This is a genomic window from Larkinella fluvii, assembly GCF_051857545.1.
In the GTDB taxonomy this organism is placed as follows: domain Bacteria; phylum Bacteroidota; class Bacteroidia; order Cytophagales; family Spirosomataceae; genus Larkinella.
In genome coordinates this window covers 20,063-39,897 of record NZ_JBPZHB010000017.1, presented here as the reverse complement: position 1 = coordinate 39,897, position 19,835 = coordinate 20,063, and the positions used below count along the sequence as shown (strand labels likewise).

Annotated in this window: 18 protein-coding genes and 1 tRNA gene; 11 read left to right on the top strand and 8 right to left on the bottom strand. The window is 51.7% G+C overall.

The window, feature by feature from the left end; all coding sequences use genetic code 11:
• The first annotated feature begins 35 nt into the window (after window positions 1-35).
• The 7 genes from ACS5NO_RS31010 to ACS5NO_RS30980 all read left to right on the top strand — a co-directional run bounded on the left by ACS5NO_RS31010 (window position 36) and on the right by ACS5NO_RS30980 (window position 7,582).
• Window positions 36-2,129: an alpha-glucuronidase family glycosyl hydrolase gene (locus tag ACS5NO_RS31010; RefSeq protein WP_439418708.1), complete on the top strand. Its 2,094-nt coding sequence runs from the start codon at window positions 36-38 to the stop codon at window positions 2,127-2,129.
• Between the two features lie 24 nt (window positions 2,130-2,153).
• Entirely contained in the window at window positions 2,154-2,936 is a 783-nt protein-coding gene (locus tag ACS5NO_RS31005) for an SDR family NAD(P)-dependent oxidoreductase (RefSeq protein WP_439418707.1), read from the top strand.
• Between the two features lie 87 nt (window positions 2,937-3,023).
• On the top strand, window positions 3,024-3,896 hold the full coding sequence (locus ACS5NO_RS31000; protein WP_439418706.1) for a sugar phosphate isomerase/epimerase family protein: 873 nt from the start codon (window positions 3,024-3,026) through the stop codon (window positions 3,894-3,896).
• 139 nt (window positions 3,897-4,035) lie between these two features.
• On the top strand, window positions 4,036-5,340 hold the full coding sequence (locus ACS5NO_RS30995) for an enolase C-terminal domain-like protein (RefSeq protein ID WP_439418758.1): 1,305 nt from the start codon (window positions 4,036-4,038) through the stop codon (window positions 5,338-5,340).
• A gap of 41 nt (window positions 5,341-5,381) precedes the next feature.
• Window positions 5,382-5,849, top strand: coding sequence for a response regulator transcription factor (locus ACS5NO_RS30990; RefSeq protein WP_439418705.1), 468 nt, complete (start codon window positions 5,382-5,384; stop codon window positions 5,847-5,849).
• Between the two features lie 118 nt (window positions 5,850-5,967).
• The gene (locus ACS5NO_RS30985) at window positions 5,968-6,504 is read left to right on the top strand and encodes a DUF4199 domain-containing protein (protein ID WP_439418704.1); all 537 of its coding nucleotides are present in this window, start codon (window positions 5,968-5,970) and stop codon (window positions 6,502-6,504) included.
• Between the two features lie 163 nt (window positions 6,505-6,667).
• Window positions 6,668-7,582, top strand: coding sequence for a metallophosphoesterase (locus ACS5NO_RS30980; RefSeq protein WP_439418703.1), 915 nt, complete (start codon window positions 6,668-6,670; stop codon window positions 7,580-7,582).
• Window positions 7,583-7,661: 79 nt separating this feature from the next.
• Here the strand turns inward: ACS5NO_RS30980 and ACS5NO_RS30975 are convergent.
• The 3 genes from ACS5NO_RS30975 to ACS5NO_RS30965 all read right to left on the bottom strand — a co-directional run bounded on the left by ACS5NO_RS30975 (window position 7,662) and on the right by ACS5NO_RS30965 (window position 11,045).
• Window positions 7,662-7,735: transfer RNA gene (locus ACS5NO_RS30975), tRNA-Pro, on the bottom strand.
• A gap of 110 nt (window positions 7,736-7,845) precedes the next feature.
• The gene (locus ACS5NO_RS30970; protein WP_439418702.1) at window positions 7,846-10,248 is read right to left on the bottom strand and encodes a M1 family metallopeptidase; all 2,403 of its coding nucleotides are present in this window, start codon (window positions 10,246-10,248) and stop codon (window positions 7,846-7,848) included.
• A 197-nt stretch (window positions 10,249-10,445) separates the two neighbouring features.
• Window positions 10,446-11,045: a HupE/UreJ family protein gene (locus tag ACS5NO_RS30965; RefSeq protein ID WP_439418701.1), complete on the bottom strand. Its 600-nt coding sequence runs from the start codon at window positions 11,043-11,045 to the stop codon at window positions 10,446-10,448.
• A 165-nt stretch (window positions 11,046-11,210) separates the two neighbouring features.
• On the opposite strand from ACS5NO_RS30965, the gene ACS5NO_RS30960 reads away from it, so the two are divergent.
• The 3 genes from ACS5NO_RS30960 (at window position 11,211) to ACS5NO_RS30950 (ending at window position 13,533) form a co-directional block, all read left to right on the top strand.
• Window positions 11,211-12,182, top strand: a complete 972-nt coding sequence (locus ACS5NO_RS30960) for a zinc-dependent alcohol dehydrogenase family protein (protein WP_439418700.1) — start codon at window positions 11,211-11,213, stop codon at window positions 12,180-12,182.
• Between the two features lie 156 nt (window positions 12,183-12,338).
• Window positions 12,339-13,040 (top strand): MotA/TolQ/ExbB proton channel family protein, encoded by a 702-nt coding sequence (locus ACS5NO_RS30955; protein ID WP_114404335.1) that lies wholly within the window; start codon window positions 12,339-12,341, stop codon window positions 13,038-13,040.
• A gap of 100 nt (window positions 13,041-13,140) precedes the next feature.
• The gene (locus tag ACS5NO_RS30950) at window positions 13,141-13,533 is read left to right on the top strand and encodes an ExbD/TolR family protein (protein WP_114404336.1); all 393 of its coding nucleotides are present in this window, start codon (window positions 13,141-13,143) and stop codon (window positions 13,531-13,533) included.
• Here the strand turns inward: ACS5NO_RS30950 and ACS5NO_RS30945 are convergent.
• From ACS5NO_RS30945 to ACS5NO_RS30935, 3 genes are all read right to left on the bottom strand, one after another.
• Complete coding sequence (locus ACS5NO_RS30945) at window positions 13,505-14,512, bottom strand: FAD:protein FMN transferase (RefSeq protein WP_439418699.1); 1,008 nt, start codon at window positions 14,510-14,512, stop codon at window positions 13,505-13,507. The genes ACS5NO_RS30950 and ACS5NO_RS30945 overlap by 29 nt on opposite strands.
• Entirely contained in the window at window positions 14,509-15,597 is a 1,089-nt protein-coding gene (gene aroC, locus ACS5NO_RS30940) for a chorismate synthase (protein WP_439418698.1), read from the bottom strand. The genes ACS5NO_RS30945 and aroC overlap by 4 nt, the downstream gene beginning before the upstream one ends.
• Before the next feature lie 96 nt (window positions 15,598-15,693).
• Window positions 15,694-17,046 carry a BatD family protein gene (locus ACS5NO_RS30935; RefSeq protein WP_439418697.1) on the bottom strand — a complete coding sequence of 451 codons (1,353 nt, stop codon included), beginning with the start codon at window positions 17,044-17,046 and terminating at the stop codon, window positions 15,694-15,696.
• A gap of 196 nt (window positions 17,047-17,242) precedes the next feature.
• Between ACS5NO_RS30935 and ACS5NO_RS30930 the strand changes: the two genes are divergently transcribed.
• Window positions 17,243-17,446, top strand: coding sequence for a hypothetical protein (locus ACS5NO_RS30930; RefSeq protein WP_114404339.1), 204 nt, complete (start codon window positions 17,243-17,245; stop codon window positions 17,444-17,446).
• Window positions 17,447-17,498: 52 nt separating this feature from the next.
• Here the strand turns inward: ACS5NO_RS30930 and ACS5NO_RS30925 are convergent, their stop codons facing one another.
• Complete coding sequence (locus ACS5NO_RS30925; protein ID WP_439418696.1) at window positions 17,499-18,833, bottom strand: dihydroorotase; 1,335 nt, start codon at window positions 18,831-18,833, stop codon at window positions 17,499-17,501.
• Window positions 18,830-19,816, bottom strand: coding sequence for a porphobilinogen synthase (gene hemB, locus ACS5NO_RS30920; RefSeq protein WP_439418695.1), 987 nt, complete (start codon window positions 19,814-19,816; stop codon window positions 18,830-18,832). The genes ACS5NO_RS30925 and hemB overlap by 4 nt, the downstream gene beginning before the upstream one ends.
• Window positions 19,817-19,835 lie beyond the last annotated feature (19 nt).

Genomic DNA, 19,835 nt, shown 5'->3' with positions numbered 1-19,835 from the left:
CGCTCAACTCTGCGAAACAACTTTTTCTAAAAAGCATGAATTACAAAATAGTATTCCTGTTTCTATTCTCCACGCTTTGCAGAGCCGACGATGGTTACCGGTTGTGGCTGAAATACGACCCGATTAAAGACGCCGGGCAACGAGCAGCTTATGCCCGTTCCACGCAGTTGATCGTTCTGAACAGCACCAGCCCGGTTTTGAAAACAGCCGCCGAAGAATTGCAAACCGGTTTGCAGGGATTACTGGGAAAAACCGTACCAACTGTCGCCAGTGCCGGAGGCAAAACCGGCAGTATTGTCCTGACAGTCAACCCAAAGCAGCCGCAACTTAACGAAGAAGGGTATCAGATTCTAAACCGCCAGAATACCATCACCATTACCGGAAAAACCGACTCCGGGGTTTTGTACGGCGTTTTTGCCTTGCTGCGTCATTTGCAAACCCGGCAGTCCATCGCCCAACTGTCGTTGACCAGCAGTCCGAAAATCCAGCACCGGATGCTGAATCACTGGGACAATACGGATGCTTCCATCGAACGGGGCTACGCCGGGGAGTCGCTCTGGAAATGGTATGAACTGCCCGAACGCATCGACCCCCGCTACAGGGAATATGCCCGCGCCAATGCTTCGATTGGCATCAATGGAACCGTCGTCAACAACGTCAATGCCAGTTCCCGGTTTCTGACCGCCGAATATTTGCAGAAAGTGGCCGCGCTGGCCAATGTCTTTCGCCCCTACGGTATCAAGATTTACCTCTCCGTTTATTTCCCGGCCCCAAAAACCATCGGGGGCTTAAAAACTGCCGACCCGCTCGATCCCGAAGTGAACCAATGGTGGGCCGATAAAGCGAATGAAATTTATAAATCCATCCCGGATTTTGGCGGTTTTCTGGTTAAGGCAAACTCAGAAGGGCAACCCGGCCCGCAGGATTACGGTCGCAACCACGCCGATGGGGCCAACATGCTCGCCAAGGCCCTGGCTCCGCACAAGGGCATTGTAATCTGGCGGGCATTTGTCTACAAAGCCGACGGAAAGGCCGACCGTTTCAAAGCGGCTTACGACGAGTTCAAACCGCTGGACGGCCAGTTTGAGAAAAACGTGATTGTTCAGGTCAAAAACGGCCCGATTGATTTCCAGCCCCGCGAGCCGTTTTCTCCCATTTTTGGCATGATGCCCAAAACACCACTAGGCATGGAATTTCAGCTTACGCAGGAATACCTCGGTTTTGCGACGCATCTGGTCTACGAAGCCCCGATTTTCAAGGAGTGTCTGGATTCGGATACGTACGTGAGCGGAAAAGGCTCAACCGTTGCGAAGGTTATCGATGGCAGTCTTCACGATTATAAGATGACCGCCATTGCCGGGGTGGCTAATACCGGCTCCGACCGAAACTGGACGGGGCATCCGCTGGCGCAGGCCAACTGGTATGCCTTTGGAAGACTGGCCTGGGACCACACGCTTTCCGCAGAAGCTCTTGCGAATGAATGGGTTACCATGACATTGACGACTGAACCGACATCCGTAAAAACCGTCACGGATCTGCTGCTTAAGTCGCGGGAGATTTACGTCAATTACAACACGCCACTGGGTCTTTCGCGTCCCTGGACGGGCGTTCACTTTGCGCCGGAACCCTGGCAAAACCGCAGTTCGCGCCCCGACTGGACGGCGGTTTATTACCACCGCGCCGATTCGGTTGGGCTGGGCTTTGACCGGACAGCAACCGGCAGCAACGCTTTGGCCCAATACCGCCCCGAAGTGCAACGCCAGTGGAATAATCCGGAAACCTGCCCACTCCCCTATCTGCTCTGGTTTCACCACATTTCGTGGACAAAAAAATTAAGCACCGGCCGGACGCTCTGGGATGAACTTTGCAGCCGGTTTTATACCGGCGCAGATTCCGTCGGCTGGCTGCAAAAACAGTGGGCATCGGTCAAAAAAGACATCGATCCCGAGACGTTTGCCAGTGTTTCGGGGCGGCTGGCGACCCAGCAGAAAGAAGCCATCTGGTGGCGCGATGCCTGGGTGTTGTATCTCCAGGAATTTGCGAAACAACCCATTCCGGCTCCATTCAAAAAACCGGAGCGATCTTTAAAAGAAGTCAAAGAATTGGTGGAGATTTATCAATTGCGGTGACGCCATTTAACTACGAATAATCACGTGCAAACAACAGAAAATCAACCTAATCAAAGTGTATTTTCGTTAGCAGGAAAACTGGCCCTGATTACGGGCGGAGGAACCGGCATCGGTTTTGACATTGCCCGCTGCATGGTGCAGGCCGGAGCCACGGTTGTCATCACCGGACGGCGGGAAGAACCGCTGCGGGAAGCCGTTGAGAAACTGGGCAAAACCGCTCATTATTTCATCAATGACGTATCCGAATTGGCCGCGTTGGATGCGTTGGTCGAACAGATTGAAACCACGCTCGCGCCCATCGATATTCTGGTGAACAATGCGGGCATCAATCTAAAAAAACCGGCGTTGGAAGTGACGGATGAAGATTTTAACCGCATCATTCAAACCAACCTGAACGCGGTTTTTGCGCTCACCCGAGCCTGCGCCCGGCGAATGGTGCCCCGACGCAGCGGGTCCATTCTGATGATTTCGTCCATGGCGGCCTATTATGGCATCGACCGCGTGGTGGCTTATGCGGCTTCCAAATCAGGGGTCGAGGGCATGGTGAAAGTGCTGGCGTCGGAATTTTCACCGCACAACGTTCGGGTCAATGCCATTGCGCCGGGTTTTATTGAAACCGAAATGAGCAAAAAAGCGATGGGCGGTGATCCCGAGCGTCGCGACCGCGCCATGCGCCGGACGCCAATGGGGCATTTTGGCAAACCGGAAGACATCGGTCATGCCGCCGTCTTTCTGTCATCCGAAGCCGCCCGGTACATTACCGGTGCCTCATTGCCCGTCGATGGCGGCAATTCGATTGGGTTTTAATGCCCCAACCCCCTAAAGGGGGCTTTTTGATCCCGCGTTGAAAGTCCCCTTTAGGAGGTTGGGGGTAAATACTAAACTACTTTTCCCATGAAAAAAATAACCCGAAAAACCTTTATAGAGGATCTTTCGCTGTTTGCTGGCGTCGCCCTGCTGCCGGGAACCGCTTTCGCTTCGCCCGACTGGAAAAAATCGAAGATGAAACTCGGGATGGTCACCTATTTGTGGGGGAAAGACTGGGATGTTCCGACCCTGATCAAAAATTGCACAACGGCGGGCATTACCGGGGCCGAATTGCGGGTGGAACACGCCCACGGCGTGATGCCGAACCTGTCGGCGGCTGAGCGGCTGGACGTGAAAAAGAAGTTTGCCGACAGCCCGGTTCAGATCGTGGGTTTAGGGACAAACCAGCAATACGACTATCCGGATCAGAACCAGTTGAAACAATCCATCGAGCGGACGAAGGAGTTCATTCGACTCAGTGCCGATGTGGGCGGTTCGGGTGTCAAAGTAAAACCCAACGCGCTGCACAAAGACGTTCCGACCGAAAAAACACTGGCTCAGATTGGTCAGTCGCTGAACGAACTGGCGAAGTATGCGGCTGACTTCGGGCAACAACTCCGGCTGGAAGTCCACGGCAACGAAACCCAGGAACTACCAAACATCAAAACCATCATGGACCACGCGCCCAACCGCAACGCCACGGTTTGCTGGAACAGTAACAAGCAGGATTTCAACGGGAAAGGCCTGGAATACAACTTCAATCTGGTAAAAGACCGATTCGGCGATACGGTCCACGTCCGCGAGTTCAACGATCCGACGTATCCGTATCAGCAATTGCTGGATTGGTTCGCCAAAATGAATTACAAAGGCTGGATTCTGCTCGAATGCCACACCAATCCGGCGGATAAGGTAGCGTCGCTGATTGAGCAGCGGCAGCTTTTTGAGAAAATGACAGCCTAATCTTGAAGGGAACGCGGATTGAACGGATGCCCATCAAAAATCATACACAGAAAATATGAATCGCCGTGAATTTGTGGGTCATACGGGATCGCTTCTGGCGGTGGGTACGACCGGTTTTTCGAGGAAACTTACTGACATGATGGCTGACCAAAAACCACTGGCGAAGATTCGCATCCGGAACGTCAATTCTAATTTTGAGCGGGAACCGCTGAATCCGTACCGGTTCAAGGGAAGCGCCATTACGGATAGCTGGCAGGCGATCTCGCTGCTGGAATCGGATTCCGGTATTCGCAAAATCGGTCTCGGAACGCAGGGCGTGCTCTGGTCGGATTCCAGCGTGTTTGCGGCCCACTCCGAAAGTGCCGGTAACGCCCTGATGTATGCGATGACCGAACGGGCTTTGCAACTCATCAAAGGCACTTCGTTCACCACGCCAGTCGACTTGCTGGATACCGTTCTGCCCGAAGTCCTGGCCTATGGCAAACAGATCACCCGCAACCCTGATTTGCGCAAAACCTTCGCCCTGAACGCCCTGGTCAGTGTCGACAATGCCGCCTGGCTGTTGTATGCGCAGGAGAACAAAATGGCCCGCTTCGACGACATGATTCCGGCGGCCTACAAACCGGGTTTGTCACACCGGCATACGAAAGTGGCCAGCATTCCGTCGTTCAGCGTGGGCACCACCGCCGAACGGATCAAAACAGCCGCCGACGAAGGTTATTTTATTATGAAGCTGAAAACTGGTTCGGCCGGCACGCAGTCGGAAATGATCGAGAAGGACATTGCCTTTCTGACTGCGGTTCACAAAGCCATCGGGCATTACGAAACACCCTACACCAAAACCGGTAAAATACCGTATTATTTCGACGCCAACGGACGCTACGAAAAGAAGGAAACGCTGCTCCGGTTTCTGGATCACGCCAAAAAAATCGGTGCTTTCGATCAGATTGCGGTGATTGAAGAGCCGTTTGAGGAGAATAATGACGTGTTTGTCGGCGATCTGGGCGTACGGGTTGCCGCCGACGAAAGTGCGCACACGGTAGAAGATGCCGCCCGCCGGATTGAGCAGGGTTATTCGGCCATTGCCGTGAAAGCCATTGCCAAAACGCTCAGTATGACGATGAAAATCACGCAGTTGGCGTATGAAAAGAAGATTCCCTGCTTTTGTGCTGACCTGACTGTTAATCCGATTCTGGTCGACTGGAACAAATCCGTGGCGGCCCGGCTACCGCCTTTTCCCGGCATGACGGTCGGTTTGCAGGAAACCAACGGCCACCAGTATTACAAAAACTGGAACACCATGATGGGGTATCACCCCAAAGCCGCAGCGTCCTGGACCCAGACCCAAAAAGGTATTTACCTCACCGATGCTTCGTTTTACGAACAAAGCGCGGGCATTTTCGATCCTTCGGCACATTATGAAGCGGTTTTTGCCGATAAATAAAGTCCTGCAAATAAAAGAGACGATCTACTTTCTTTTGGTTCATGGTGAATTTCATAAAGGAAAATAAACTCATCCTGTTCTATGGCATTTCGCTGGCTTTGCTGCTGTTTTTCTTAAAATGGCTCGAAATGCGATTGTTAATTATTAACCATACGTTTGAAATTTATATTGGTGCGATTGCTATTTTATTTACAGGCCTGGGAATCTGGCTGGCGTTGAAATTAATTAATCCTAAAATAGAAACCGTCGTTATCGAAAAAGCCGTTTATGTTCAAACTTCCGGGTTTAGTATAAATGAAGCTGAGCTGATGAAAGTTGGTTTGAGTAAACGCGAACTGGAAGTGCTGCAATTGATCGCCGAGGGACTGAGTAACCAGGAAATTGCATCGCGCCTGTTTGTTTCCCTGAATACCGTTAAAACCCACTCTGCGAAAGTACTTGAAAAGCTGGAAGTTAAACGCCGGACGCAGGCGATTGAAAAAGCGAAACGACTCAGCCTGATTCCCTGACCGACCTCCTCCTTTCGTATGAATTTCGTTGCTTTTTCCAGAAAATCACCCGAAAGGATGAGCCTTGAACGGGTAGACTTGTCCAATTTTGCACCGGACAACACTGAACGTAATCGCTATGAAAAAAATCATTCTGGTCTGCGGATTAATCGCCGGTTTGATCATTACCGCCATGATGGTAACGACCACAGCCGTATGCTACCACACAGAGGCTTTTGAAAGCAACATGGTATTGGGGTATGCCTCTATGCTCCTGGCATTTTCCCTTATTTTTGTTGGTGTTAAAAACTTTCGGGATCAGTATAATGGTGGTGTTATTTCGTTTGGAAAAGGCTTTAAAATTGGCTTATATATTACTCTGATTGCCTCGACAATCTATGTTGTGGTGTGGCTAATTGACTACTATGTTTTCATGCCGGATTTCATGGATCGCTACACCGCTCATGTTTTAAAAGAAGCCCGGATTGAAGGTGCCACATCGGCGGAATTAGCGAAGCAGGCTGACGAAATGCAATCCTATAAGGATATGTATAAAAACCCGGTTATGGTTATTTTACTGACCTATTCAGAAGTGATTCCGGTTGGTTTGGTCGTCTCTCTGCTCTGTGCATTATTCCTGAAACGAAACACGTCCAAACAGGTTCAAACCACTTGATGCGGCAGGTTTAACGATTTATTTTCCACTTGATTCAGCTTCTCCATACCATACCCGTCAGGTTTTGAAAACCTGACGGGTGTAGAAAAGCAAATGAGACGGAACCTTATTGCCCGGTCGGTCGGTATATTCATTTAGAAGCAACCATATACTAGAAGAAAGTATGTATGACATTGTCGGTGATGTACACGGCTACGCCGATAAGCTGCACCAACTGCTTGAGCAAATAGGCTATCAGCAAAAGCAGGGGGTTTATTCACATCCTTCGCGAAAAGTAATTTTTGTGGGCGACTGGATTGATCGTGGACCTCAAGTCCGGGAAACCCTGTCACTGGTTCGGGCTATGATTGACGGGAGCCATGCGCTGGCGGTTATGGGCAATCACGAGTATAACGCCATTGCTTTCCACCTTGAAAATCCAATGGGAGGGCATATAAGGCCACATATTATTAAAAATATTCATCAGCACTATCAAACCCTTTACCAGTTTAAAGATGCTGCTGATGAATGGCAGGACTATGTTTCCTGGTTTCTGACCATTCCCCTTTATTTAAATTTACCGGCAATCCGGGTCGCTCATGCCAGTTGGGATGACAGCCATATAGCGTTATTAGACCAGTTGCTGCCGAATGGTAGACTTACCCCCAGCCTGGTGCAAAAAGCAGCCATCAAAAATACCCCTTTCTGGAAAGCGGTTGAAGAAACATTAAAAGGGAAAGAAGCCCGTTTACCACATAATCAAACTTTTCGGGACAAAGACGGCATCATTCGTCAGGACAGCCGCATCCGGTGGTGGACGAACCATTCCGAGACGACGACGTATGCCGATTACTTTTTTGATGCTCCGGCTGCCATTGCTTCGCTGCCCGTTGATTACATGCTCTATCAGACCGGAGTGACATTAGATGAGATGAGTAAACCACTATTCTTCGGACACTACTGGCTTCAGGGATTGCCCTGTCTGGATTCGCCGAGGGCGGCCTGTGTCGATTTCAGCATCGCCAAAGGGGGCGTGTTGGCCGCCTATCAATGGCGGGGTGAAACGGAATTGACAAATGAGCATCTCGTCTGGGTGTAGCTAAGAAAAGGCCGAAAACCGTATTGTCAACCCAAAAAAAAGGCAGTTAGATTGCTCTAACTGCCTTTTGGCCCAACAGTCGGGATGGCGGGATTCGAACCCACGACCCCTTGCACCCCATGCAAGTACACTACCTGGCTGTGCTACATCCCGAATCGGGTGCAAACTTAATGAATAATGAATAATGAACAATGAATCGCCCCGAAAGAATCTCGATTTATCCCCAAATTACTTTGGAGCAAATTCATTGTTCATGATTGTTTTTAATTCTTATTCGCTCCTCCCTGCCGCGCTGGTGGTTGCGTCGTCTGCTGCTGTTGCTGCATCGGATTCGGGCCCTGTGGCGCGAATGGACTCCGTTGCTGCTTGTAAAGCTGGAAACGCGTCGGCTTCGAAACCCTCGGAAATGAGTTATTCTCGCCATCGATGTCGGCGATTTCCTGGAACGGATCGAGCGTCCACTGCGTCACTTTCTTGCTGGTTGCAATCACCTTGTTGATCTGCGCATCGTTGAACCGCCAGATCTCCGCCGGAAACCGTGCCACCGAATCCGTGCCGTCCTCGAACTGCATCCGAATGATCACCGGCATCGGCAAACCGCCCTTGTTTTTCAGCGTTAGCGTATAAAAGTTGTTCTTCGATTCGAGTGTTTTGCGTTCTTCATCGTTGAGCGACGCCAGGTAATCCTGGTATCTCTTTTTGTCGGCATCCGTCACCGCAAACGGGTCGTAGCTGTTGTAAAAATCGCGCATCGTCGAGTCTTTGGCTACGACGGTCTGGTCTTTCGTAGCCGCGTCGCGAATCTTGCTCATGGTTTTGGCTTTCGCTTCGGCTTCGGTGCGGGCCAGAGCTTTTTCGATCTCTGGATTCTGGGTGTTGAGCGTAAACCAGTCGACTTCGACCAGATCCTGATCGACGGGTTCGACGCCGTAGAACCAGCCTTTCCAGAACCAGTCCAGATCGACGCCGGAAGCGTCTTCCATGGTGCGGAAGAAATCGGCCGGGGTGGGGTTTTTGAAGGCCCAGCGGTTGGCATATTCCTTGAAGGCGTAGTCGAACAGTTCGCGGCCCATAACGGTTTCGCGCAGAATGTTCAGGGCCGTAGCCGGTTTGGCGTAGGCATTAGGCCCCAGACTGATCACGTTTTCTGACGAGGTCATGATGGGCGACAGCACCGATTTGTCGGATTTCATATAATCGACAATCTGCTGGGGTTCACCGCGCCGGGTCGGAAATTTGTAATCCCATTCTTTTTCGGCCAGATACTGACAGAACGTGTTTAACCCTTCGTCCATCCACGCCCACTGCCGTTCGTCGGAGTTGACGATCATCGGGAAAAAGTTGTGACCCACTTCATGAATAATCACCCCGATCATCCCGGCTTTTACTGCTTCGGAATACGTTCCATCGGGTTCGGGCCGACCGCCGTTGAAGCTGATCATCGGGTATTCCATGCCACCTCCGGCAGTTCCGTGGCACGAAATGGCGACCGGATACGGGTATTTGAAGGTGCGGTTTCCGTATGATTTCAAGGTATGCTCCACGGCCCGCGTCGAATACTGCTCCCAGAGCGGATTGCCTTCCTTGGGGTAAAACGACATGCTCCAGATCTTTTTCCCATCGCCGTAGACGTCGGTTTGCATGGCATCCCAGATGAATTTGCGTGACGAGGCAAAGGCAAAATCCCGGACGTTGTCGGCTTTGTAAATCCAGGTTTTCTTGCCGGTCGGTTTCGCCTTTTCAGCGGCTACGGCTTCGGCCTGCGTCACAATCACAACGGGTGTTTTGGAGGTCGATGCTTTTTGCAGCCGCTGGCTTTGCGTGGGCGTCAGCACCTGTTTGTAGTTCTGGCACTCACCCGAAGCTGCCACAACGTGGTCGTTCGGAACGGTGATGGCCACTTTGTAATTGCCAAAAATCAGCGTGAACTCGCCCTGACCCAGAAACTGCTTGTGTTGCCAGCCGTTGACATCGTCGTAAGCTGCCAGGCGCGGAAACCAGTGGGCGATGAAGTAATTATAATTGCCGTCTTTCGGAAAATATTCGTACCCGCTCCGGCCGTAATATTCGGTAATGAGGTAATTCCAGTCGACGGCAAACACGAAATTCTGACCCGGTTTCAGCGGAGCTGGCAAGTCGATCCGCATCATCGTCTGGTTGATGGTGTATTTCAGGGGCTTACCGGCTTTGTCTTTCACGGCGGTAATTTTATAGCCAAAATCCCGGTCGGCGGTTGGTCCGCGGCCCCGGCCCGCCGTTGCGGTCAGCGCACCCAGCGAAGCGGCCGACATACCCGTTTCGTTCACACTGCCCGTCCGGGAAATGCCGCCGATCGAGCCTTTTTCGAATAGATTCTGCTCCAGTTGCAGCCAGATGTATTTCAGTTCGTCGGGCGAGTGGTTGAAATACGTCACCACTTCCGATCCGATGATCTTCTGATTGGCATCATCGAGTTCAACTTTGATATCGTAGTCGGCACGGTTCTGGAAGAAATCACGGCCCGGTGAGCCTGAAGCCGTGCGGAAGGTATTGGGCGTGGGTAACATCGAGCCCATTTGTTCAAAACGATCGTTGGCCTTGTAAGTGGGCGAAGGTGGTGCCTGGGCCCCCGCACCAAATACTATTGCAGTCAATCCCGCAACCAACAGGGAGAATCTCAACTTCATAGTTAGGTATCAGAATATAATTTGTAGATGAATATGGCTATGAAGTTACTAAAAACCGCCAAACAATATCTATTGAACGGTTGCCGGGAACCGCAATGCTGACAAAGTTTCTATTTATCCCTGTTATTTTCCTAGTTCCTGTTCGTGTAAAAAGGCTTGGAAACCAACATCTGGCTGAGTTGACGGTCGCAGTGCCGTCAGGAAAAATACGGGTTGTTGATGATCAGGGAGAGTGCCATCCCGGCGACGGTGCCGGAAACAATCAGATTCCAGTCGTGCCGGCGGACTTTGAGGATTTCGATCAGGATAAAGGCAATGGTCAACACGCCAAATACAATAAAAATCTGGCCAAATTCCAGCCCGAGATTAAACGCAAACAAGGGTTTTACGATGCTGGACTGCTGCCCCAGCAAACTTCTGAGGTAATTGGAAAAACCCATGCCGTGAATCAGCCCGAACAGCAGCGCCAGCACATAACGCCCCCGGGGTTGTTTGGGCTGTTCGTTAAACCGGCTTTTGGGGACTTTGAAGAAAAAGTTACTGATGGCCGTAATCAGGATTGTCACCGGAATCAGCAGTTCGATCAACTCCGTGCTGTAGTTGATGAGTTGCAGGGTAGCCAGTGCCAGCGTGAGGGAATGGCCAACGGTAAAAGCCGTCACGAGAATCAGGGCTTGTTTCCACTGGTTCAGGCTGTAAATCGCACACAAAGCCACGACAAACAAAATGTGGTCGTAACCACCCGGATCGGTAATGTGCGCAAAGCCCAATTGGAGATAAGCCCAGAATTCACTCATAAGATCGGTTTCGGTTGGTTAGTTGCCGGTGGGAACCGGGTGGTATTGTGCCGCAAAAATAGAAAGTTTGTTCATTCTGACCTATTCTCCAGTCAGTAACTACCGAATGCATTGTACTTTTGTCGAATAAGTGATATTTCGCACGCCATTGCTTTTGTCGTATCCATGCAGACGGTCAACTTCGCAACCATCGGAAAACCTGCCGACACGCTTCAGGTTATCGATACCTTCCTGCCCGAACCCGGTCCCGGTGAAGTCAGGATCAAAGTCATCGCCAGCCCGATCAACCCCTCGGATCTGATGTTCGTACAGAATCTGTACGGTATTCAGCCCGAATTGCCCTCGGGCGCGGGTTTCGAAGGCGTTGGCATTGTCGATGCGCTGGGGGAGGGCGTTTCGATGCGCACCGGGATTCGGGTGAGTTTCACGGCCATCGGGGCCTGGTCAACGTACGTGCTGGCCAATCAGCGCAGTTTGATTCCGGTGCCGGACGCGCTCTCGGATGAGGTGGCCGCCCAGTTGTTTGTCAATCCGTTTTCGGCCTACGCCATGCTCGAAGAGTCGGGTCTTCAACCGGGGCAGTGGGTGCTCCTGACAGCCGCCGGATCGTCGTTTAGCAAGCTCGTGATTCAATTGTGTAAACTCAAAGGCATTCAAACCATCGGTACGGTTCGGCACAATGAACTTGACGACGAGCTGAAAGCCCTGGGCATCACGGCCATCGTCAATACGGAAAAAGAAAAACTGACCAGCCGGGTGAAAGCCCTCACGGAAGGCAAGGGCGTGACCTGCGTGCTGGAAGCCGTAGGTGGCAACACGGCATCCGACGCGCTGAAATGTCTGGCGAAAGGGGGCACCATGATCCTCTACGGCGTGCTGAGCATGCAAAATCCGTCTTTCAATGTGGGCTTGATGATTTTCCGGGAGCTGACCATCAAAGGCTTCTGGCTCACCGACTGGATGCGCCGGGTCGACAGCCAGACACGGCAGACCGTGGCCCGCAACGTGATTACGCTGCTCGTTGGTGGTCAGATTCAGTTGCCGGTTGAAGCGACGTATCCGCTTTCGGAAATCAAAAAAGCCGTTGAACACAGCGAACAGGCTGGCCGACACGGCAAGATTTTGATTAAGGTCTAGTCAGTAACTTTTCTGACTATTCTGCTTATTGTTTCGTTATATTTGAACAACCGTCGTTAACAATAAATCCGGCGGGGAGGACGTTGAGAACGAAGACGTTTGCCCGGCTCCGGTTCCATTCCAACCAGTAAAACCGATTTATCTGATTCATAGCACATGATTCTATTACAAGTTCCAACGGCTGGTGCTCCGGCCGTCGATTCCACGGCAGTAGCCCCGGCCCAAAGCATGCAGTTGTTCGATCTGGTCGCCAAAGGTGGTTGGGTCATGATTCCGATCTCTCTCCTGTTTTTTTTCGCCTTGTACATGATTATCGAACGCTGGCTGTTCATTCGCAGCAACACGAAGGTCGACGATAATTTTATCGACAACGTGAAAGACATGGTTTTGCAGGGCAACATCAAATCGGCCGAATCATTCTGCAAAAACCAGCGGAATTCCATCGGGCGGATTTTTGAAAAAGCCGTTGGCCGCATCGGTTCGCCGATCCGGGAAATTGAAGGAACACTGGAAACCGTCGGACAAATCGAGTTGTCGCGGCTGGAAAAGAATCTGGGGTACTTGGGAATTATTGCCGGTATTGCGCCGATGCTGGGTTTCATCGGAACCATTTCGGGGATCATCCGGATTTTCTACGATATTTCGCTGTCTGACAACATCAGTGTCGGTATCATCGCCGGTGGTCTGTACGAAAAAATGATCACCTCCGGTGCCGGTTTGATCGTTGGGGTCATAGCCTACACCGGCTACCACCTGCTGAACATGTTCATTGAAAAATTCACGCTGAAGCTGGAAATCAACTCGTTCGAATTTATGGAAGTGTTGCAAAAACCGACTGAAGCCGCGCGGGTACGATAAATTTTATTTAGACCAGAGACGACAGACAAGAGATTAAAGACTGCGCATACCGCTATTTATCTGTCTTTCTTCTCTTGTCTTTTCTCTAGAATCTTCTTCCATGAAATTCCGAAGAAAACATAAGTTTGCCGCCGAGGTGGCTACCTCCTCCCTGAACGACATCATGTTTTTCCTGCTGTTGTTCTTTTTGATCATTTCGACGGTAGCGAACCCCAATGTAATCAAGCTGTTGCTTCCTAAAGCGGCCTCTTCGCAGCAATTGAGCAAAAAACAGGTGACGTTGTCGGTCGATGGTCAGAAGCAGTATTTCATCGATAAAACGCCGATTGCTCCCGAAAACCTGGAGATGGAGCTGAAATCGGTCTTGAAGGATGTTGCAGAACCAACGATTGTGGTGCGGGTTGATAAAACGCTGGCCGTTCAGGATCTGGTCGATGTGCTGCAAACCGGTGCCAAGCTGAACATCAAAATGGTGATGGCGACCTCGAAGTAACCGAACTCCATTTTTTTAACTTTCCTTTTCGTTCTTCCGTCATCCAGACGGTTACGCCCGGAAACCGCTTTATCAGCCGCTTACTTTTCCGAATTCCTGCCACACTGAAGACTTTGGTGAGCGCATCGGCCTGTGTGCCGTCGGGGGCTAAAACCGTCGTCTGGGCGTGGTGAAGCAGGCCGATACCCGTCCGCGGATTCAGCAGATGCGAATACCGCTTGCCGTTGTGTTCGAGATACCGGTGTGTGGCACCTGAAGTCGTGATGCCTACATGGCGGAGAAGCAAGGTCGTCGTGTCGGCAGCAGTCCCGATCAGAATCCGCCAGCCGCGTTCGCCCGGTGGTGGTTCACTTACCAGAATATCGCCCCCAATATCCAGCAAAGCCGATTTGATGCCCAACTGCTGAAGCACTTTCAGCCCTTCGTCATTGGCATAACCTTGTCCAATCCCACCCACATCCAGCCGCATACCCGGTTTTTTCAACCGTACAAAACCCGGTTTTTTCAATTCGATCAACCGGTAATCGACCTGTTGGTGGGCCTTTCGGAGTTCGGGTTTTGTGGGAAAGATTTTGCGTCGAACGGCCCGACGCCAGAGCTGCGACAGCGGCCCAACGGTGGGATCGAACAATCCGTCGGAGGCTTTGGCAATGGCAACTGCCCGGCTGAGGATATCGAACAAATCCGGGGAAACCGCCACCCACTGACCCGAACCCGCCGTGGCCGACAGCCGGTTGATTTCGCTGCCATCCAGGTAATCACTCATGACCACATTGAGCGAATCCATCCGGGCATCGACCACCCGGCGAACCTGCTGCGCAACGCTGTCGTTTGGCGCGTAGAAAATCTGCCGAAATTCGGTTCCGAACAGCCCCCGGTCGAACGTGTACCGCTGGAGAGATTGGGCGATGGTTGCCCAACTGGTTAATGTAAAAAGGATAAAGAATACCGCACAGCGACCCAAATTAGACAACTTCACACTTTCGCGCCTTTGTTCCGCAAATAAAAATCGGCCAGCACCAGCGCGGCCATGGCTTCTACAATCGGAACGGCGCGCGGAACCACACACGGGTCGTGCCGTCCTTTGCCCGAAACCACCACCGGATCGCCGTTGACATCCACGCTGTCCTGGTCCTGCATGATGGTGGCTACGGGTTTGAACGCGACCCGAAAATAAATATCCTCGCCGTTGGAAATCCCACCCTGAATCCCGCCGGAATGGTTCGTTTTGGTCCGAACGCGACCGGTTTCGTCGCCCGGTTCGATGTAGAATTCATCGTTGTGTTCCGAGCCATGCAATTCGACGCCGGCAAAACCGCTGCCGTATTCGAAGCCTTTTACGGCATTGATGCTCAACATCGCTTTGCCCAGTTCGGCGTGCAGTTTATCAAAAACCGGCTCACCCCAGCCCACCGGAGCGCCCGTGATGACGCACGACACGATGCCTCCGATGGAATCGCCCTGCTTGCGGGTTTCGTCGATGTAATCAAACATTTGCTGCGCCAGTTCCGGGTCCGGGCACCGCACCGCATTCTCCTCGGCTTTTGCCAGTTCGAGTTGCTGATACGGCGTTTCGAGCTTCAGTTTCCCGACCTGCGACACATATGCCTGAATGCTGACACCCTGCTGTTTCAACAGCAATTTGGCCAGGGCCCCGGCAGCCACGCGGGCGGCTGTTTCGCGGGCGGAACTGCGCCCACCGCCCCGGTAATCGCGCACACCGTACTTTTCTTGGTACGTATAATCAGCGTGCGAAGGACGGAACTGCTGGGAGATGTGCGAATAATCTTTACTGCGCTGGTCTTCGTTCCAGATGACGAGACTGATGGGCGTTCCTTCGGTCTTGCCTTCAAAGATGCCGGAAAGCACCTGAAATTCGTCCTTTTCGCGCCGTTGCGTCGTAATGCGCGACTGGCCCGGTTTCCGGCGATCCAGCTCCGACTGAATGAAAGCCGTATCTACTTCCAACCCGGCTGGGCAACCGTCGATAATGACCCCGATCGCTGCGCCGTGCGATTCGCCAAATGTGGCTATTTTAAAAATCGTTCCGTATGTACTGCTCATTTCTTTCTAGATGTGAGAGGATAGACAAGAGACGTGAGATTAAAAAACCGTTGCTGACCTTTCTTTATTCTCTTGTCTCATTTCTCTTGTCTACGCCTATTTTCTCCAAAATAAATACATCATTCCCACAATCATGCCGACCAGCAGGATATTTACCAGCAATCGAAGCATTTCCTGGAGATTAACCGGCTGTTGCGAGCTGTCTGTTTGCTCAATTCCGGTATAAATCGAACCCGGCAAACTCACCCGAACGGTATCCCCTTCGGGCAAGGCCGTTCCGCCAACCCGTAACGTAATGGCCGATTGCAGGGTGTCATACCGCTGTCGTTTTAAGTCAAAATAAATCCACTGAAAAAACGACGCCAGCGGGAAATTGCCGTTCTGGCGGGGAATGAGGGCATAGGAAAACGTTTTGTAGCCCGAAACGACACCACCACTCCGGTTGATGACGGTCTTTTCACCGGGTGGAAAAATATCGAACGCCGTAGAGTCAGGCACCACCGGAGCGGGCAGGGATGCGATATTTCCTTCGCCTGTAATTCGGAAATTATACTGGACGCTCTGCCCAACGGCGGGGTTTTTCCGCAGGCTCGTTTCAATCAGCCGGTATTGTCCGACAGCCACCTGATCGCGGAGCGGGTGGGGCGGCAGGGGCATAACACTCACCGAAAGGGGGCGAGTCGTGTAGGCGACAACCTCTTTCCTGCGCTCGACCCCTGGTTTAGCCGCCGGACGGTATTGCAACAAATTTAACCGAACCGACGGAATCTGAATGGATTGCTTGTTGAGCGGAAAAAAGGTAGCCTGATAGATGCGGTATTCGGCGTAACGTTTGCCGTTGAAGAAAACCGTATGCCGCGACAGGTCGGTAATTCCTTCATTTTCTTCCCAGCAATTGGCCGGGCGCACTGTTTTCAGAAGTTGTTGTAACTGCTGATCAAGTTCATAAAACGTTAATTCGAATGGATAGGATTCGGCCACAAAAAAAGACAATTTTAGCGAAAATCCCTCACCGGTATAAACTGAGCTTTTTGAGGTACTCAGCGAGAGAAAAACGTCATTTTTGGCGATGGTCTCCGGAGGAGCAGCCACCGCCCTGACGGTATCGCCGGGAGTGGGTTGCGGTTTAACGGTAATAATGACCTCTTCGGATTGGATCGTCGTTTCGCCCACGATTAGTTCAAACGGAGGCAAGCGGAACTGGCCGGGACGTATAGCGGCATATGATTGGGTAATCACTTGTGAAACAACGGTTTTCCCATTCATTTCGGCGGGTGAAACACTGGTAACCGTTCCTTTTTTAATGAAGCCTTTTATGGGAGGAAAGTTAACGACAGGCCTGGAATCACTGTTTTTGATGACAACTGAAATGGTAAAGGGCCGTTCGATCGAAATGTCCGTTTCACCTAAATCAATGGAAATCGACGGCTCCTGGGCTAACGCTTTCATGCTCAGCAGGCCGTAAAAAAATAATGCAACTAAAAATTGGAATTTTAAAAATTTCATCTCTAAATTTGAGCAACAAAAATACGTAGAATGCGTTACAATTTTAGAGATGCCGACGGATCATTTCCGATTCAGTTGACCATCTTTTGAATGTGGAGTAGCTCCTCAAAACTCTAACCAAAAAACCGTAGTATGTGGTATGGCAACAATGCTGGAGTACATTAAGACTATCCTTCAAAAAGTTAGCTTTGACAAGAAATTGTTTGAGAAGGAATTAAAAAAAGCGATCGGTCTCCTCATCCCCGAGGAGGTAAAACAGTTAAAATCGTGGTGTTACGAGAAGTTTAGTAATCTATACCTGTCTATTCTCAACCGATGTTTTTACCGACGAAGGTTAGCGTAAACAGGCGAAATACATAGTAAAAAAAGGCCGGCCGGAAAGTCGGCCTTTTTTATTACCGGACAAAATGCAACCGTTTCCCCATTACCGTATCGTTAAACAATCCATGAGCATAGGCCAGATGCCCCGAGACAATCGTATGGGTGACGGCCGTCCCGAACGTCGTTCCTTCCAAGGGCGACCAACCACACTGGTACTGGATGTTCTCTTTGGTCACTTCCGTTTTTAGTTTCGGGTCCACCAGCACCAGATCGGCCCAGTAGCCTTCCCGAACATACCCGCGCCGGTCGATCTGAAAACAATCGGCGGGTGCGTGGCACATTTTCTCCACCACTTTTTCCAGCGACAGTTTTCCCTGCTGAACGGCTTCCAGCATGATCAGCAAGGGGTGCTGCACCAGCGGCAAACCGGAGGGTGCCTGCCAGTAGGGTTGCTGTTTTTCGTCCCAGGTGTGGGGGGCGTGGTCGGTGGCAATGATGTCCAGCCGGTTATCGAGCAACGCCTGCCAGAGTTGCGGTTTGTGATGGGGGGCTTTGATGGCCGGGTTGCACTTGATCAGGTTGCCCAGTTGCGCGTAATCGTCGGCATCGAACCACAGGTGGTGGACGCAGACTTCGGCCGTAATCCGCTTTTCTTTTAGCGGAACCGTGTTGTCAAACAGGGCCAGTTCGTCGGCGGTCGAAATGTGCAGGATGTGTAGTCGGGTGTTGTGTTTTTTGGCCAGTTCCACCGCCAGTGACGACGATTTCAGACAGGCTTCCTCGTTTCGCACCAGCGGATGAATTTCGGCCGTGGCGGCATCGCCATACTGCTCTTTGTACCGGGCGGTGTTGGCGCGGATGGTGGCTTCGTCTTCGCAGTGCGTCGCAATTAGCATCGGGCTTTGCCGGAACACCTCTTCCAAGACCGTCACGTTATCGACCAGCATGTTGCCAGTCGAGGAACCCATGAAAATCTTGATCCCGCAGACGGTGGTCGGGTCGGTTTTCAGAACTTCCGCCAGGTTGTCGTTCGAGCCGCCCATAAAAAACGAGTAATTGGCGAGCGATGTCCGCGCGGCAATCTCGTATTTCTGCGCCAGCAACTCCTGCGTCAACACATTCGGAACCGTATTGGGCATTTCCATGAAACTCGTAACCCCCCCGGCCACTGCGGCCCGCGCTTCGGAATGGATGGTGGCTTTGTGGGTCAAACCAGGTTCGCGAAAATGCACCTGATCGTCGATGACACCCGGCAACAGGTAATTACCGTCCGCATCGATGACGGTATCCGCCGACTGGCTCAGACCCGAACCAAGTTGCTCGATAAAACCGTCTTTGCAATACACATCGGTTTCGCGAATGGCACCTTCGTTTACCAGCCGGGCATTTCGTATTAAAATCGTGCTCATGCCTTTTTCCGGAGTTGGGCGACTTCCTTCGCGAAATACGTGAGAATAATTTTGGCTCCCGCCCGTTTCATGGCCGTCAGAATTTCGAGCATGGCGCGTTCACCGTCGAGCCAGCCATTGGCGGCCGCGGCTTTCACCATCGCGTATTCCCCGCTGACGTTGTAGGCAGCAATCGGCAGGTCGAAGTTATCGCTTAATAATTTGATGATATCCAGATACACCATCGCCGGTTTTACCATCAGGAAATCAGCCCCTTCGGCGTAGTCCAGTTCGGCTTCGATGAGGGCTTCGCGGCTGTTGGCGGGATTCATCTGGTACGTTTTCTTGTCGCCAAAACGCGGGGCGGAGTCGAGCGCATCGCGAAACGGGCCATAGAAAGCGCCGGCATATTTGGCGGTATAGGCCATGATGGACACGTTGGTAAATCCCTCTTTGTCAAGCGCTTCGCGGATGTAACCGATACGTCCGTCCATCATGTCCGATGGCCCGATGATGTCGGCACCGGCGCGGGCCTGCGCCACCGCCATTTTGGCCAGCACCACCAGCGTTTCGTCGTTCACCACTTCAAAACCGTTCGCGCTTTCCTCTACAATCCCGTCGTGGCCATCGGAACTGTACGGGTCCATCGCGACATCGGTCATCAGGGCAATATCTGGAAACCGGGTCTTGATGGCTTTTACGGCTTGCAGATACAAGCCTGCGGGATTGTGACTCTCCGTCGCATATTTATCTTTTTTGCTTTCGGGCAAATTGGGAAACAGGGCAAAAGTTCGCAAACCCAGATCGACGCATTCCTGCATTTCTTCGAGCAACAGGTCGAGCGAAAACCGGGCAACCCCCGGCATCGACGTAATTTCGGAGCGGACGCCCTGGCCTTCCATCACAAACATGGGATAAATCAGGTCGGACAACGAAAGAAAGTTTTCCTGGACCAGTTCCCGGATAACGGGCGATTTTCTATTTCTGCGGGGTCTTCGTAGCATAACGCAATTGGTTTCTGAC